The organism is Enterobacter cloacae complex sp. I3 (assembly GCF_014896175.1).
Classification (GTDB): domain Bacteria; phylum Pseudomonadota; class Gammaproteobacteria; order Enterobacterales; family Enterobacteriaceae; genus Enterobacter; species Enterobacter bugandensis.
In genome coordinates this window covers 66,119-82,298 of record NZ_JADBQZ010000012.1, presented here as the reverse complement: position 1 = coordinate 82,298, position 16,180 = coordinate 66,119, and the positions used below count along the sequence as shown (strand labels likewise).

General features: G+C 55.2%; 14 protein-coding genes. 6 read left to right on the top strand and 8 right to left on the bottom strand.

Annotated features, from left to right (window positions below):
- Positions 1–38: 38 nt before the first annotated feature.
- A complete protein-coding gene (locus IM271_RS11265; RefSeq protein WP_059357775.1) occupies positions 39–863 on the bottom strand; it encodes an AraC family transcriptional regulator in 825 nt (274 codons plus the stop codon).
- 81 nt (positions 864–944) lie between these two features.
- Positions 945–1,793, bottom strand: coding sequence for an SDR family oxidoreductase (locus IM271_RS11260; protein WP_041911470.1), 849 nt, complete (start codon positions 1,791–1,793; stop codon positions 945–947).
- A gap of 84 nt (positions 1,794–1,877) precedes the next feature.
- On the opposite strand from IM271_RS11260, the gene IM271_RS11255 reads away from it, so the two are divergent.
- Positions 1,878–2,264, top strand: a complete 387-nt coding sequence (locus IM271_RS11255) for a helix-turn-helix domain-containing protein (RefSeq protein ID WP_028015279.1) — start codon at positions 1,878–1,880, stop codon at positions 2,262–2,264.
- A gap of 40 nt (positions 2,265–2,304) precedes the next feature.
- On the opposite strand, the gene IM271_RS11250 is transcribed toward IM271_RS11255, so the two are convergent.
- A complete protein-coding gene (locus IM271_RS11250) occupies positions 2,305–4,248 on the bottom strand; it encodes a bifunctional 2',3'-cyclic-nucleotide 2'-phosphodiesterase/3'-nucleotidase (RefSeq protein ID WP_193052611.1) in 1,944 nt (647 codons plus the stop codon).
- Between the two features lie 190 nt (positions 4,249–4,438).
- Here IM271_RS11250 and cysQ point away from each other — a divergent pair, with 190 nt between their 5' ends.
- Entirely contained in the window at positions 4,439–5,179 is a 741-nt protein-coding gene (cysQ, locus tag IM271_RS11245; RefSeq protein WP_193052610.1) for a 3'(2'),5'-bisphosphate nucleotidase CysQ, read from the top strand.
- Here the strand turns inward: cysQ and IM271_RS11240 are convergent.
- Positions 5,173–5,730 carry a YtfJ family protein gene (locus tag IM271_RS11240; protein ID WP_028015282.1) on the bottom strand — a complete coding sequence of 186 codons (558 nt, stop codon included), beginning with the start codon at positions 5,728–5,730 and terminating at the stop codon, positions 5,173–5,175. The two genes, cysQ and IM271_RS11240, sit on opposite strands and share 7 nt — an antisense overlap.
- Before the next feature lie 324 nt (positions 5,731–6,054).
- Between IM271_RS11240 and IM271_RS11235 the strand changes: the two genes are divergently transcribed.
- The gene (locus IM271_RS11235) at positions 6,055–6,261 is read left to right on the top strand and encodes a DUF1107 domain-containing protein (RefSeq protein WP_008501430.1); all 207 of its coding nucleotides are present in this window, start codon (positions 6,055–6,057) and stop codon (positions 6,259–6,261) included.
- A gap of 75 nt (positions 6,262–6,336) precedes the next feature.
- Here the strand turns inward: IM271_RS11235 and IM271_RS11230 are convergent, their stop codons facing one another.
- Positions 6,337–7,674 carry a hemolysin family protein gene (locus IM271_RS11230; protein ID WP_028015283.1) on the bottom strand — a complete coding sequence of 446 codons (1,338 nt, stop codon included), beginning with the start codon at positions 7,672–7,674 and terminating at the stop codon, positions 6,337–6,339.
- A gap of 211 nt (positions 7,675–7,885) precedes the next feature.
- Positions 7,886–8,527, bottom strand: a complete 642-nt coding sequence (gene msrA / locus IM271_RS11225) for a peptide-methionine (S)-S-oxide reductase MsrA (protein WP_028015284.1) — start codon at positions 8,525–8,527, stop codon at positions 7,886–7,888.
- A 223-nt stretch (positions 8,528–8,750) separates the two neighbouring features.
- On the opposite strand from msrA, the gene tamA reads away from it, so the two are divergent.
- The 3 genes from tamA to IM271_RS11210 are packed head-to-tail and all read left to right on the top strand — an operon-like array spanning position 8,751 to position 14,604.
- On the top strand, positions 8,751–10,484 hold the full coding sequence (gene tamA / locus IM271_RS11220; RefSeq protein ID WP_045259622.1) for an autotransporter assembly complex protein TamA: 1,734 nt from the start codon (positions 8,751–8,753) through the stop codon (positions 10,482–10,484).
- On the top strand, positions 10,481–14,257 hold the full coding sequence (tamB, locus tag IM271_RS11215) for an autotransporter assembly complex protein TamB (RefSeq protein WP_193052609.1): 3,777 nt from the start codon (positions 10,481–10,483) through the stop codon (positions 14,255–14,257). The genes tamA and tamB overlap by 4 nt, the downstream gene beginning before the upstream one ends.
- A gap of 2 nt (positions 14,258–14,259) precedes the next feature.
- Positions 14,260–14,604 carry a gamma-glutamylcyclotransferase gene (locus IM271_RS11210; RefSeq protein WP_008501424.1) on the top strand — a complete coding sequence of 115 codons (345 nt, stop codon included), beginning with the start codon at positions 14,260–14,262 and terminating at the stop codon, positions 14,602–14,604.
- A gap of 314 nt (positions 14,605–14,918) precedes the next feature.
- Here the strand turns inward: IM271_RS11210 and IM271_RS11205 are convergent, their stop codons facing one another.
- Positions 14,919–15,389 (bottom strand): hypothetical protein, encoded by a 471-nt coding sequence (locus IM271_RS11205; RefSeq protein ID WP_028015287.1) that lies wholly within the window; start codon positions 15,387–15,389, stop codon positions 14,919–14,921.
- A complete protein-coding gene (locus tag IM271_RS11200) occupies positions 15,386–15,970 on the bottom strand; it encodes a hypothetical protein (protein WP_028015288.1) in 585 nt (194 codons plus the stop codon). The genes IM271_RS11205 and IM271_RS11200 overlap by 4 nt, the downstream gene beginning before the upstream one ends.
- Positions 15,971–16,180 lie beyond the last annotated feature (210 nt).

Genomic DNA, 16,180 nt, shown 5'->3' with positions numbered 1-16,180 from the left:
GAAGGGGGAAACGCGCGCGTATTGTATGAGATTGCGCATTAGCGCCGGGTGACCTGTTTCTGGTAGCGCACGGGCGTAATGCCGTAGCGGCGGGTGAAGGCGCGGGTTAAATGCGACTGGTCGGTCAGCCCCGTTGCGGCGGCGACTTCGGCGGCGGGCATACCGTGGGTGAGAAACGCCTTGGCGCGCCACAGGCGGATAGCCATCAACATCTGGTGCGGCGTAACGTGAAAATGGGCTTTGAACTGGCGCTGGAAATGGTACGGGCTGAGCGAGACAACGTTCGCCAGTTCGTCCAGCGTCAGGGCGTGCATATAGTTGTCGTGCAAATACTCGCGCACGCGCTCGAAACGGTGTGCGCCTTCCTGAACCACCGGCGCGTGATGGGCTAGCGGCTGAAAGGTCTCGATCAGATCCAGCAATAAGCCTTTTTGCGCCAGCGGATCGTCCGTATGCCACAGGCCGTAAATTAGCCTGCCGATCTGCTGAGAGCGCTGCGGGTCGTAACGGGTTACGTCGCTGAACCACCAGTGGCGCAGGCCGGTTACCTCTTCCAGAAGATCGGGTTCGATGTAGACCATCCGGTAGCGCCAGCCGTCTTCGGTCGCGGACTCCCCGGTATGGATCTCGTCCGGGTTCATGGTAACAACGGATTTTTCAGGTGCGAGATGCTGGGTGCCGCGATAGCGAAAGCGTTCGGCGCCGGTTTCGATGGTACCGATGCCGAAGGCTTCATGGGTGTGGGGCTCAAAGGCGTAGTCAGAGATATGCGCGTGATAGAGTTCAAGGCCCGGCAGCTGCGCCAGATGGCGAAAGCGCGCGCTGTCTCTCTCGTCAGTAAACTGTTCCGGTACGCCTTGCACGATGAGCCTCCTCATGGGTCATCACTACATTATCAGAGATGACCCGAGGGGATGCCACAAAAAATAACCAATCCGTAACAATTACAGAATGGCTTTGACGCTCTCCGCCAGCGGTGTAGTCGGGCGGCCAATCAGCTTGCTCAGGGTACGGCTGTCGTCAAACAGGCCGCCTTTGGACGCGCCCACGTCGGAGTCCGCCAGCATATCCGCCAGCCCGGCGGGTAAACCCACGCTCTTCAATGCGGCTGCAAAGTCCGCTTCGCTCAGGTTTTGATACGCCACAGGTTTACCGCTCTGCTTGCTCAGTTCCGCCGCCAGCTCGCTCAATGTCCAGCCGTGGTCGCCTGCCAGTTCGTATACCTTGCCCGCATGACCCTCTTCAGCGATCACTTTGGCTGCCGCCGCGGCATAGTCTGCGCGGGTGGCAGAGGCAATTTTGCCTTCGCCTGCGGCACCAATGAATACGCCGTGTTCCAGCGCAGGCGGCGCGCTCGCCAGGTAGTTTTCGGTGTACCAGCCGTTGCGCAGCAGGGCGTATGGCACGCCAGATTCTGCCAGCGCTTTCTCGGTTTCGACATGTTCAACGTGCAGACCCAGCGGTGATTTATCCGCGTGCAGCAGGCTGGTGTAGGCGATAAATTTCACGCCTGCCGCTTTGGCGGCGTTGATTACGTTCTGGTGCTGGGTCGCGCGCTGGCCCACTTCGCTGGAGGAGATGAGCAGCAGCTTTTCCACGCCGCTCAGCGCGGCAGTAAAGGCGGCCTTATCGGTGTAATCCGCCTGACGAACCACAATACCCTGGTTGCTTAACGCTTCAGCTTTCGCCGGGTTACGAACAATGGCAACAATCTGGTTTGCTGGAACGGTTTTCAGCAGTTCTTCAATAACGTGCTGGCCAAGCTGGCCGGTAGCGCCGGTAATCGCGATCATGATAAATCTCCTTCGTGTTTGTCTGGTGTTGTGGCACACTATCACCATAGCTAACTTTTAGTAAGTACGTACAAAAAGGTAAGTATGAAAAAAACGATCCCAACGCTCAGTGAGCAAATGCGCGATGGCAATCTCTTCGCGGAACAGTGCCCTTCACGGGAGGTGCTTAAACACGTTACCAGCCGCTGGGGCGTGCTGATCCTGCTGGCTCTGCGCGGAGGAACGCACCGTTTTAGCGAGCTGCGCCATAAAATGGGCGGGGTGAGCGAAAAGATGCTGTCCCAGTCGCTTCAGGCGCTGGAGCAGGACGGGTTTGTCGATCGCGTGTCGTATCCGGTCGTGCCGCCGCACGTCGAGTATAGCCTGACACCGATGGGCATTGAGGTGAGCGAGAAAGTCGCCGCGCTGGCGGACTGGATTGAAGTCAATACGCCGAAGGTGATGGCGAATCGGGATGAGCGTGCGGCGTAAAAGCCGGGTGGCGGTTTCGCCTTACCCGGCACAATCACCGCTACCTGCTCAAATCCACCTGATAAATCGCGAACCCGATATCATCCGTCGCAACCTTCTTCATCGGATACTGCGCCTTATCCTTAATAAACGCGGCTGCCTTATCGGACGGTGACGTTTCAAAGCGGATATCCAGTTTCGCATCGCTGTGGATTGGCGCAAGACGCCAGTTGTTATCCACCGCCGGGTGAATTTCGCCCGCCTTCTTCGACTCCGCGCCGATCCACGCCGCCAGCACCGAGCGGTTTTCGTCCGGTGACGCAAAAGCGATGTGGCTATCGCCCGTACCGGCAAACTTACCGCCGTAGGCGCGGTAGTTATTGGTCACCACCAGGAAGGCGGCATTCGGGTCGATCGCCTTGCCGTTGAAGGTCAGGTTTTTGATGCGTTCGGCCTGCGGGTTAATCGCCTGGCACTCGCCGTCATATTTCGCCGGCTGGGTGACGTCAATCTGGTAATTTACGCCGTCGATCACGTCGAAGTTGTAGGTGCGGAAGCCGTCCCAGTTAATCAGCGACTGCGGCTTGCTGTTGTGCGGGTCAATCTGGTTAAACTGTCCGGCAGAACACTCCAGCCACTCCTTCACCTCTTTCCCCGTGGCTTTAACCACCACCAGGGTATTCGGGTAGAGATAGAGATCGGCGGCGTTACGGAAGGTGAGCTGGCCTTTTTCGACCTCAACATAGCTTGCCGGGTCGTTCTTGCGTCCGCCCACTTTGAATGGCGCAGCGGCAGACAGCACCGGCAGTTTTGCCAGATCCGGATCGCCCTGAACAAAGTGTTCGGCATAGGCTTTCTGGGCCATGTTGACCACCTGAACGGTCGGATCGTCCTGCACCAGCGCCAGGAAGCTGTACATGTTGTCGGCGGATTTGCCGATCGGCTTGCTGACGAATTCGCGGGTGGCGTCGTGGTCGTGCTTCAGCACGTCAACCAGCTTTTTATCTTCACCAGCCAGGGATTTTTTAGCCGCCGCGTCGTAAATCGGGCGCGCTTCGGCTTTTGACTGCGTCACCTTCCAGCTGCCGCTGTCGTTATTTAGCACCAGATCCACCACGCCAAGGTGGTCGCCCCACATGCCCGGCATCACCGACGGCACGCCGTTGAGCGTCCCTTTCTCGATATCCGCCCCTTTAATGCTGGCAAAATCTTTACCCGGGAAAACGGCGTGAGCGTGGCCGAACAGGATCGCGTCAACGCCCGGGACTTCGCTCAGATAATAAACGGAGTTCTCCGCCATGGCCTGGTACGGGTCGGCTGACAGGCCTGAGTGAGCCACCACGACAACGACATCCGCGCCTTTCGCGCGCATTTCCGGCACGTACTTGCGCGCGGTTTCGGTAATGTCATTAACGGTCACTTTGCCGTCGAGGTTGGCTTTATCCCAGGTGATGATCTGCGGCGGTACGAAGCCGATATAGCCGATTTTCAGCGTCTGCTTTTTACCGTCCCGATCGACAACTTCACTCTCTTTAATCAGGTAAGGGGTAAAGAGCGGCTTTTGCGTCTTAACGTCGATGATATTGGCGTTAACGTACGGGAACTTCGCGCCGGCCAGCGCATCGTGCAGGTATTTCAGGCCGTAGTTAAATTCATGGTTGCCCAGGTTGCCGACGGCATAGTCCAGCGTGTTCATCGCTTTATAAACGGGATGGATCTCGCCTTTCTTCAGACCTTTCGCCGCCATGTAGTCGCCGAGCGGGCTGCCCTGAATGAGATCGCCGTTGTCCACCAGCACGCTATTTTTGACTTCATCCCGCGCGGCGTTGATCAAACTTGCTGTACGTACCAGTCCGAATTTTTCCGTAGGGGTATCTTTGTAGTAATCGAAGTCCATCATATTGCTGTGCAGATCGGTCGTTTCCAGAATACGCAGATCTACCGTCGCCGCCTGCACGCTCGCTGCAATCAGCGTCGCCAGAAGCGTTGCACTAAACTTAATCATCAGAGGAGTCCTTTTTTCGATCCGTTCCACAAAAGAGTATGTATCTATCGTTTGTTGCTTACAGAAATGTGAATCCTGACAGAAAAAAGCGACCTGAAACCGGAATTGCTTCACAGATAGCGGAATTGTTCACATTACGATATAACTAAAACAAAGAGTTAACCTCACTGCGTTAACAAAGAGGTGGAAAATGCTAGATAAGATTTGTCAGCTCGCACGGGATGCGGGAGATGCCATCATGCAGGTGTATAACGGTGTTAAACCGATGGAGGTCGTCAGCAAGGCGGACGACTCCCCGGTCACGGCGGCCGATATCGCGGCGCATAAGGTGATCCTGCAAGGTCTACAGGCCTTAACACCGGATGTCCCCGTTCTGTCTGAAGAAGCGCCGCAAAGCTGGGACGAGCGCCAGCACTGGCAGCGCTACTGGCTGGTCGATCCGCTGGACGGGACAAAAGAGTTCATCAAGCGCAACGGTGAGTTCACCGTCAATATTGCCCTGATTGAGAAGGGTAAAGCGGTGCTCGGCGTGGTCTACGCGCCGGTAATGAAGGTGATGTACAGCGCTGCAGAAGGGAAGGCCTGGAAGGAGGAGTGCGGCGTACGCAAGCAGATCCAGGTGCGCGATGCCCGTCCACCGCTGGTGGTGATTAGCCGCTCGCACAGCGACAGCGAGCTGGAGGAATACCTGCAACAGCTGGGTGAACACCAGACCACCTCGATTGGCTCGTCGCTGAAATTCTGCTTGGTGGCGGAAGGTCAGGCGCAGCTGTATCCGCGCTTTGGGCCAACCAACGTCTGGGATACCGCGGCAGGCCATGCCGTTGCCGCGGCCGCCGGGGCGCATGTCCATGACTGGCAGGGCAAGCCGCTGGACTATACCCCGCGCGAATCATTCCTCAACCCCGGCTTCCGCGTCTCTCTTTACTGAGCCAGCAGTTTGTGCAGCAGGGCGACAACCTGCTGCACCTCTTCCTGAGTTAACGCGCCGTCTTTCACCCACTGCACGCGGCCGTCCTTATCCAGCACGACAATCGCGGAACTCTCTTCCTCAAGCTGCCAGGCCTTACGCGTCACGCCGTTGCTGTCGACGATAAACTGCGACCACGGGTAGAGCTTTTTATTGCTCTCAAGGCTTGAGCGCACAAACATCCCGGAGCCAGGAATGGCATCATCGGTGTTCACAATCGTGGTGGTCTGGTAGCGGTCATGGGGGAATTTTGCGGCCTTGATCGCCTCCACCAGGCTGGCATTCTTCTCTTTTGCGGATGTACGACCGGCAATATGTTGTACAACTCTCACTTTGCCCGCGAGCTGCGCGCTATTCCAGGCTTTATAGCTAAACTTATCATTGTCGAGAATCAATTCTCCCCGGTCAGCAATGCCGACTGGCGGTACACGTTGTCCTTTTTCAATGCTGTGAGCGGAAGCCCACAGGGGCAGCAGCAGGCAGGCTGCCGCAAGGATGTTACGTAGGGTCATGGCGTTTCCTTATTGTTTGCAGGTGATCCGACCACTTGGTCATACGCTTTTAATCATAAGTGCGATCAATGTGGTTTTCCCGCAATCCGAGTGCCAGTTTGCGGGTGAACGCACATATCCATGAAAAAACGACGGCTTATACTGCTCTCTATCACGCTTTGCAAAGATTATTCTGAATAATTGTAATCAAACGGTAAATAAACTTATGCACACTGGGTAACACCGTAGTTCTGGTCTATAGTCATTGGGCATCAAAATTTGCGCTCAGGACAGTCGGGCCGATTGTGGCACCGCAAGAGCGTATGATTCGCAGGAGATACAAGAATGAAAATTTTCCAACGCTACAACCCGCTTCAGGTGGCGAAGTACGTGAAGATCCTGTTCCGTGGACGGTTGTACATCAAGGATGTTGGCGCTTTTGAGTTTGATAAGGGCAAGATCCTTGTCCCAAAAGTGAAGGACAAACAGCACCTGTCTGTGATGTCCGAAGTCAACCGTCAGGTTATGCGTCTGCAAACTGAGATGGCTTAACCAACGTGCTATGCAGTAGGTAGTTAAAAAGACGGCTCCCGATGGGAGCCGTTGATGTTTGTGGGGGCAGGAACGTTACGCCGACACCTTCTCTTCCGCGTCCGGCAGCTTCGGCACCAGTACGGTCGGCTTGTTGTCGATACGCGTCACCAGCAGCTGGTCGATGCGATAGTTATCAATATCCACCACCTCAAACTTGTAGCCGGAGAACTTCACCGAGTCGGTGCGTTTCGGGATTTTACGCAGCATAAACATCATAAAGCCGCCGATGGTTTCGTAGTTACCGGACTGCGGGAACTCGTCGATATCCAGCACGCGCATGACGTCTTCAATCGGCGTACCGCCGTCGATCAGCCATGAATTATCGTCACGCTGAACAATCTGCTCTTCCAGTCCCTGGCCAACCAGGTCTCCCATCAGCGTGGTCATCACGTCGTTCAGCGTGATGATACCCACCACCAGCGCGTATTCGTTCATGATCACCGCGAAGTCTTCCCCGGCGGTTTTGAAACTTTCCAGCGCTTCGGAGAGCGTCAGGGTGTCCGGCACAATCAGGGTATTGCGGATCTGCACGCCGCTGTTCAGCGCCAGGCTCTGGTTTGCCAGCACGCGGTTCAGCAGGTCTTTGGAGTCGACGTAACCGATGATGTGGTCGATATCTTCATTACAGACCAGGAACTTGGAGTGAGGATGCTGCGCTACTTTGTTCTTCAGGCTCTGCTCATCTTCATGTAAATCGAACCAGATAATGTTTTCACGGCCCGTCATGGAAGAGGGCACGGTACGGGATTCCAGTTCAAATACGTTCTCAATCAGCTCGTGTTCCTGCTTACGCAGCACCCCGGCCAGCGCGCCGGCTTCCACCACCGCATAAATGTCGTCAGAGGTGATGTCGTCTTTACGCACCATTGGCAGCTTAAAGATGCGGAAAATCACGTTCGCCAGGCCGTTGAAGAACCACACCAGCGGACGAAACACGTACAGACAGAAGCGCATCGGGTTGATGATACGCAAAGCTACAGCTTCTGGCGCAATCATACCGATGCGTTTCGGGGTCAGGTCTGCAAAGAGGATGAACAGGCCGGTTACCAGCGAGAAGGAGAGAATAAAGCTCAGCTGTTCGGCAAGCTCAGCGGACATGTACTTCACAAAGAGGCTATAAAACGCTGGAGAAAAGGCCGCATCGCCCACGATACCGCCGAGAATGGCGACCGCGTTAAGGCCAATCTGCACCACGGTGAAGAACATGCCGGGGTTTTCCTGCATTTTCAGGATGCGGGTGGCATTGATGTTGCCCTCGTCGGCAAGCAGCTTAAGTTTGATTTTGCGGGACGCGGCCAGCGAAATCTCAGATATCGAGAAAAATGCACTGACGGCAATAAGACAAAGTATTACTAAAATACTGTTTAACATAGTTTATCCGGCTTCTCGCCAGATCCTCAGAAGGGGAGTTGATACCATTTGTGTGAAAACACGTAGAACGTCAGCTCGTAGCGTTGAGCCGATTATTTCAGCGGTAGTATAGCGTAAAGAGATGTAAATCTGCCAGAGGTCACATTTTTGGCATAAAACAGACCGGACAGCGTGCGCTGTCCGGTACGGGTGACGATTTAACGGTTAATAATCAGGCCAGCTGTGGTGGCAGGCAGACGCCGATACCCCCGATGCCGCAGTAGCCGTACGGGTTTTTGTGCAGATACTGCTGATGATCGTCCTCGGCATAGTAGAACGGCTTCGCGGTGGCGATTTCCGTGGTCACCTCGCGCGTATCGCCTGCTTCACGCATGGCCTGCTGGAAACGCTCAAGGCTGGCGCGCGCGGCGGCGTCCTGCTCAGGCGTGAGCGGATAAATGGCCGAGCGATACTGTGTGCCGTGGTCGTTGCCCTGACGCATGCCCTGCGCCGGGTCGTGGTTTTCCCAGAAGACCTGCAGGAGCTGTTCGTAGCTGATGACCGTCGGGTCATATACCACGCGTACCGCTTCCGCATGGCCGGTTTCGCCGGAGCAGACTTCGCGGTAGGTTGGGTTTGGCGTGTAGCCGCCCGTGTAGCCGGCCGCGGTGCTGTAAACGCCGGGCAGCTGCCAGAAGAGGCGCTCAACGCCCCAGAAGCAGCCCATGGCGAACAGGGCGATTTCCATTCCATCAGGAACGTTGGTCATTGAATGGTTATTGACGGCGTGTAAGGTCGCCACAGGCATAGGGGTGTTGCGTCCCGGTAATGCATCAGCTTGTGAAACCAGATGCTTCTTGTCGAATAAACTCACGATGGGGCCTCCCGGGGTGCGATGTTTCGGTTAAGGTTGTCACGAAGCGTTTAATTGAACACAATAAATGCGCTGAATGAGACTAGATTTAATCATAAGAAATATTTGGGTGTTACACCCGTTTTCAACCCACGATTTGGGTTTTTGGCTTCCAGGCCGTATTTTGCCGCACGGCGGCGCTTCATTTGCTTCCAGGGTGGAAAAGGGATATTCAGGAGAAAACGTGACAAAAATCCGCCAGTTATGTTTAGTCAGTGTATTGCTGACAAGCGGGGTTGCCAGCGCGGCGAATGTCCGTTTGCAGGTTGAGGGGTTATCCGGGACGCTGGAAAAAAACGTGCGTGCGCAGCTGTCGACCATCCAGAGCGATGAGGTGACGCCGGACCGGCGTTTTCGCGCGCGCGTGGATGACGCGATCCGTGAAGGGCTAAAAGCGCTGGGGTATTACGAACCCACCATTGATTTCGATCTCCGCCCGCCGCCAAAGAAGGGGCGTCAGGTGCTTATTGCCCGCGTCTCGCCGGGCGAGCCGGTGCTGATTGGCGGCACGAACGTCATCCTGCGCGGCGGCGCGCGTACCGACCGCGACTACCTGGACCTGCTCAGCACGCGGCCGAAAATCGGCACCGTGCTCAACCACGGTGACTACGATCACTTCAAAAAAGAGCTGACGAGCGTCTCTCTGCGCAAGGGCTACTTCGACAGCCAGTTCAATAAAAGCCAGCTGGGCATCGCGCTGGAGCGACGTCAGGCCTTCTGGGATATTGACTACGACAGCGGTGAGCGCTACCGCTTTGGCGATGTAACGTTTGAAGGTTCGCAAATTCGTGAAGAGTATCTGCAAAACCTCGTGCCGTTTAAAAAAGGCGATTACTACCAGTCGAGCGATCTGGCGGAGCTGAACCGTCGCCTCTCCGCTACCGGCTGGTTTAACTCCGTGGTTGTCGCACCGGAATTTGATAAGTCTCGCAAAACCAAGGTGTTGCCGCTGCATGGCGTTGTCTCGCCGCGCACCGAGAACACCATTGAGACCGGTGTTGGCTACTCGACAGACGTCGGTCCGCGCGTGAAGACCTCCTGGAAAAAACCGTGGATGAACTCCTACGGCCACAGCCTGACCACCAGCGCCAGCATTTCCGCACCGGAACAGCAGCTTGATTTCAGCTATAAAATACCGCTGCTGAAAAACCCGCTTGAGCAATATTACCTGGTGCAGGGCGGCTTTAAGCGTACCGATTTGAACGATACCGAGCAGGACTCGACAACGCTTGCGGTTTCACGCTTCTGGGATCTCTCCAGCGGCTGGCAGCGCGCCATTAACCTGCGCTGGAGCCTTGATCACTTTACCCAGGCAAACGTCACCAACACCACTATGCTGCTTTATCCGGGCGTGATGATCAGCCGCACCCGCTCGCGCGGCGGCCTGATGCCAACCTGGGGTGATTCACAGCGTTACTCTATCGACTACTCCAATACGATGTGGGGCTCTGACGTCGACTTCACGGTGGTGCAGGCGCAAAACGTCTGGATCCGCACGCTGTATGACAAACACCGCTTTGTGATGCGCGGCAATCTCGGCTGGATTGAGACGGGTGATTTCGAGCGCGTTCCGCCGGACCTGCGCTTCTTCGCCGGGGGCGACCGCAGCATTCGCGGGTATAAGTACAAATCGATCTCACCTGAAAACGAAAAAGGCCAGCTGACCGGGGCATCCAAACTGGCGACCGGATCGCTGGAGTATCAGTACAACGTCAGCGGCAAGTGGTGGGGTGCCATGTTTGTTGACGGTGGTGAAGCGGTGAACGATATCCGCCGCAGCGATTTCAAAACCGGTGCAGGCGTGGGCGTACGCTGGCAGTCACCCGTCGGACCCATCAAGCTCGACTTCGCCGTGCCGGTGGGCGACAAAGATGAACACGGATTACAGTTTTACATCGGTCTGGGGCCTGAATTATGAGTTTATGGAAGAAAATAAGCCTCGGGGTGCTGATTTTTATCGTGCTGCTGCTCGGTACGGTGGCGTTTCTGGTGGGAACGACGACCGGGCTGCATCTGCTGTTTAACGCCGCTAACCGTTGGGTGCCGGGGCTGGAAATTGGTCAGGTAACGGGCGGCTGGCGAGACCTGCGTCTGAAGAACATCCGCTACGAGCAGCCGGGCGTGGCGGTCAACGCCGGGGAATTCCATCTCGCGGTGAAGCTGGGCTGCCTGCGGGACAGCAAACTCTGCGTGAACGATCTGTCGCTAAAAGACGTCAACGTGGCGATAGACTCAAAGAAAATGCCGAAGTCTGCGCCGGTTGAGGAAGAGGACAGCGGCCCGCTGAATCTCTCCACGCCGTACCCGATTGCGCTCTATCGGGTGGCGCTCGATAACGTCAATATCAAAATCGACGACACCACCGTTTCGGTGATGGATTTCACCTCCGGTCTGCGCTGGCAGGAGAAAAACCTCACCCTGACGCCAACCTCGCTGCAAGGGTTGCTGATCGCGCTGCCGAAAGTGGCGGACGTGGCGCAGGAAGAGATCGTCGAACCGAAGATCCAGAACCCGCAGCCGGAAGAGAAGCCGCTGGGCGAAACGCTGAAAGAACTCTTCTCGAAGCCTGTCCTGCCTGAAATGACCGACGTGCATCTGCCGCTGAACCTCAACATTGAGGAGTTCAAAGGCGAACAGCTGCGCCTGACCGGCGACACCGATCTGACGGTCTTTAACATGCTGCTGAAAGTCAGCAGCATTGACGGCAACATGAAGCTCGACGCGCTGGATATCGATACCAACCAGGGCTCGGTGAACGCGTCAGGCAACGCCCTGCTGCGCGACAGCTGGCCGGTGGATATCACCCTCAATAGCGCCCTGAATATCGACCCGCTGAAGGGCGAAAAAGTGAAGGTTAAAGTGGGCGGGGCGCTGCGCGAGAAGCTGGATATCGGGGTGAATCTCTCCGGCCCGGTAGACATGGCCCTGCGCGCGCAAACCCAGCTGGCGGAAGCCGGGCTGCCGCTCAATCTGGAGGTTGTCAGCAAGCAGCTTTACTGGCCGTTTACCGGCGAAAAACAGTATCAGGCCGACGATCTGAAGCTGAAGCTGAGCGGCAAGATGACCGACTATACGCTCTCGTTCCGCACTGCGGTGAAGGGGCAGGGCGTGCCGCCCGCGACCATCACGCTGGATGCAAAAGGCAACGAACAGCAGGTTAACCTCGACAAGCTGACCGTCGCGGCGCTGGAAGGCAAAACGGAACTGACCGCGCTGCTCGACTGGCAGCAGGCGATCAGCTGGCGCGGCGAGCTGAAGCTGACGGGAATTAACACCGCCAAAGAGGTGCCGGACTGGCCGTCGAAGCTGGACGGGCTGATCAAAACCCGCGGCAGCCTCTACGGCGGCACGTGGCAGATGGACGTGCCGGAAATCAAGCTCACCGGGAACGTGAAGCAGAACAAGGTGAACGTTGAAGGCTCGGTGAAGGGCAACAGCTACCTGCAGTGGATTATCCCGGGACTGCACGTGGCGCTGGGCCGCAACACGGCGGATATCAAAGGCGAGCTGGGGGTAAAAGATCTCAATCTTGACGCCACCATCGACGCGCCAAATCTGGATAACGCCCTGCCGGGTCTGGGCGGTACGGCGAAAGGACTCGTGAAAGTGCGCGGCACCGTGGACGCGCCGCAGCTGCTGGCAGATATCACCGCCAACAATCTGCGCTGGCAGGAGCTGAGCGTTGCCCGCGTCCGCGTGGAAGGGGATGTGAAATCCACCGATCAGATCGGCGGCAACCTGAACCTGCGCGTGGAGCGCATTTCCCAGCCGGACGTGAACATCAGCCTGGTGACTCTGGACGCCAAAGGGAACGAGAAGCAGCACGACCTCCAGCTGCGCGTGCAGGGCGAGCCCGTCTCCGGCCAGCTTCACCTGACCGGCAGCTTCGACCGGAAGGAAACGCGCTGGAAAGGAACGCTGGACAACACCCGCTTCAACACCCCGGTGGGGCCGCTGTCGCTGTCGCGCTCCATTGCGCTGGACTACCGCAACGCCGAGCAGAAGATCAGCATCGGGCCTCACTGCTGGACCAACCCGAACGCGGAGCTGTGCGTGCCGCAGACCATTGATGCGGGGGCGGAAGGGCGCGCGCAGATCAACCTGAACCGCTTCGATCTGGCGATGTTGAAACCGTTTATGCCGGACACCACGCAGGCCAGCGGCGTCTTCAGCGGGAAAGCCGATGTCGCCTGGGACACCACCAAAGAGGGGCTTCCACAGGGCAGCGTCACGCTTTCCGGGCGCAACGTGAAGGTAACGCAGGAAGTCAACGACGCGCCGCTGCCGGTGGCCTTCGACACCCTGAATGTGAGTGCAGACCTGCATAACAACCGTGCGGAGCTGGGGTGGCTTATCCGTCTGACCAACAACGGCCAGATGGACGGGCAGATACAGATTACCGATCCGCAGGGGCGGCGCAATCTGGGCGGCAACGTCAATATTCGTAACTTCAACCTGGCGATGGTCAACCCAATCTTCGCCCGCGGGGAAAAAGCCGAGGGTATGGTAAATGCCAACCTGCGCCTGGCGGGCAACGCGCAAAGCCCTCAGCTGTTCGGTCAGTTGCGGCTCAGCGGTGTGGATATCGACGGTAACTTTATGCCGTTCGATATGCAGCCCAGCCAGATTGCGATGAACTTCAACGGCATGAGCTCGACGCTGAACGGCTCGGTATTAACTCAGCAGGGGCAAATCAACCTGAGCGGCGACGCGGACTGGAGCCAGCTCGACAACTGGCGCGCCCGTATTGCCGCGAAAGGCAGTAAGGTGCGCATCACCGTACCGCCAATGGTGCGCCTGGACGTCTCGCCGGACGTGGTCTTTGAGGCGACGCCAAGCCTCTTCACCCTGGATGGCCGCGTGGACGTGCCGTGGGCGCGCATCGTGGTTCACGAGGTGCCGGAAAGCGCGGTCGGCGTCTCCAGTGATGAAGTTATGCTCAATGAAAATCTGAAACCTGCCGAAGAGAAGAGCGCTGGCATACCGATTAATAGTAACCTTATCGTGCACGTGGGAAATAACGTGCGGTTGGATGCGTTTGGGCTGAAGGCGAGGCTCACGGGCGACCTGAAAGTGGCGCAGGATAAACAAGGGCTTGGCCTCAACGGGCAGATCAATATTCCTGAAGGGCGTTTTCATGCCTATGGTCAGGATCTGATTGTCCGTAAAGGCGAGCTGCTGTTCTCCGGCCCACCGGATCAACCATTGTTGAACATCGAAGCGATTCGTAACCCGGAAGCGACGGAAAACGACGTCATTGCTGGCGTACGCGTCACCGGCTCTGCCGACGAACCGAAGGCGGAGATCTTCTCCGACCCGGCGATGTCGCAGCAGGAAGCCCTCTCTTATCTGCTGCGCGGACAAGGTCTGGACAGCGGACAAAGCGACAGTGCGGCGATGACCTCAATGTTGGTCGGTCTGGGGGTTGCACAAAGTGGGCAGGTTGTGGGTAAAATCGGCGAGACGTTCGGCGTAAGCAATCTGGCGCTGGACACCCAGGGCGTGGGTGACTCCTCGCAGGTGGTGGTCAGCGGCTATGTACTGCCGGGTCTGCAGGTAAAATATGGTGTGGGGATCTTTGACTCACTGGCAACACTCACGTTACGCTATCGCCTGATGCCTAAGCTATATCTGGAAGCAGTGTCCGGCGTAGACCAGGCACTTGATCTGCTCTATCAGTTTGAGTTTTAGCAATGCGAATATTTGTCTACGGCAGTTTACGAACCAGGCAAGGCAACAGTCACTGGATGACCAATGCCCAGCTACTGGGGAATTACAATATCGAGAACTACCAGTTGTACAGCCTGGGCCACTATCCAGGCGCGGTTCCCGGCGAAGGAACAGTACAGGGTGAAGTTTATCGTATTGATAATGCTACACTTGCCGAACTTGATGCCTTGCGCACCAGGGGCGGTGAATACGCTCGCCAGTTGATCCAGACACCGTACGGAAGCGCGTGGATGTATGTCTACCAGCGTCCGGTCGACGGGTTAACGCGGATTGTAAGCGGTAACTGGTTAGACAGAGACCAGTACTGAAAAACGACAACGCCACCGTGAGGTGGCGTTGTTTTTTTCACTTTCAATTCTCTTCTGTATCCCTGCGTCGGGTTAAAAAAAGAGGAACGAACAGCATGATGTATGGGGCAATAAGCCATAAAAAACACAAGGCGCGTGAACGGCCATAGTAGTTTATGCATCGCGTATTGCTTGATATGACGGGCAGGAAAAACAGTAAAAACAGCAAAATCGCATAATCGCTTCGATAAGGGATCCATAAGTAAAACAAAAACCAGGCAAGTTGGAATGTCAGGATGCAGAGATACTGCCATTTGCTGTCTTTGCCGTAACAGTCAAACGCCTTTATGTAGCCCATCTTTATGCTTTGAAGAAAGAAACTTAGCATGTATAACGCTCACGATCGCGACGGTCAGAAGCGTGCTCGTCAGCAACGCTCCTAAAAAATAGCTGTGGGTGATATCAGTAGCACCCGAGCTTAAAGTATGTAATTTACTATATCCTCTATCTACTGCAACAAAAAGCGTATATAGCCCGATGTTAATAAAGAACTGAAGCAGACAAGAAGTGACAATATTCGCTGGAATTCTTTTTAATAGAGTGAGTAACGTATAAATAATACTTGCTGAAAGAGCGAAGTAAAGCCCGTTAAATAAACTGGATAGTAAGGAGCTGTTTATTTCGCTGAATATTAAATTATCGCTTCCATAATACCATGCCAGATATTGAGTATACGTACTTCTGCCAAAGATAAAGGAGGCAATAATAATGACGAGTAGACTTACGATATGGATTTTCTTACTCATAATTTTGCTCCCTTAGAAAGCAGTTCCTTCATCGTTTTACTGGCCTCCAGCTGATCTTTGATTATGGCAAGGTCACGATTGTTGTGATTATATTTTGCAATAGCGGTTGGCGTTCCTTTACCACCATTGTCCATAAAGAAGACAATATCCTTACGACCATAAAGAAGGACCTGTGGGATGGGATCACGCCCATAGCTCACCGCCTGAGGAAGGGAGTGAATAGACTCTGTCGTGAGGAAGCGAGGAATATTTTCATGCTCAATATTGCCTAAAGGTGTAGTGGCTACAAGAGAGCCGATAAAATCAGTCGTATACACTAACGTATCTGTATCTTTGGTCGTTACTTTCGAGCCCGTAAGATATTTTATCTGTTGCCAAAGTGTAATATCTTTTGGGGTAACCTTAACACCATCCATAAACATATCTTGCTTGCGTTTTAGCTGAATGACAGTGCGGTGTACCTGTGTCAAAGAGGGGCTGATTTCCCCAACGGAAGGCATAAGTCCATCGCGGGAATATAGCCTTTCAATAATAAAGTAAATTCCAGTTGGGCGGGCAACATCAATGTTAATGGATGACATATGAATCCTGTAATCAATGGGGATTAATGCTCATTATGACAGTATGTGATTAATTGACAGCCTATTCAACCACTCCCACCATAAATGAGAGGGTGTCTTTGTTGTATTAACATGAAAGCCAAAGGGAATGGGATTTATCTTAAAAGCTAATGTATGCTGCTTTTAACAAAGATAAAAAAAGCCCCAGTATGCGGGGCTTTCATCAATCGA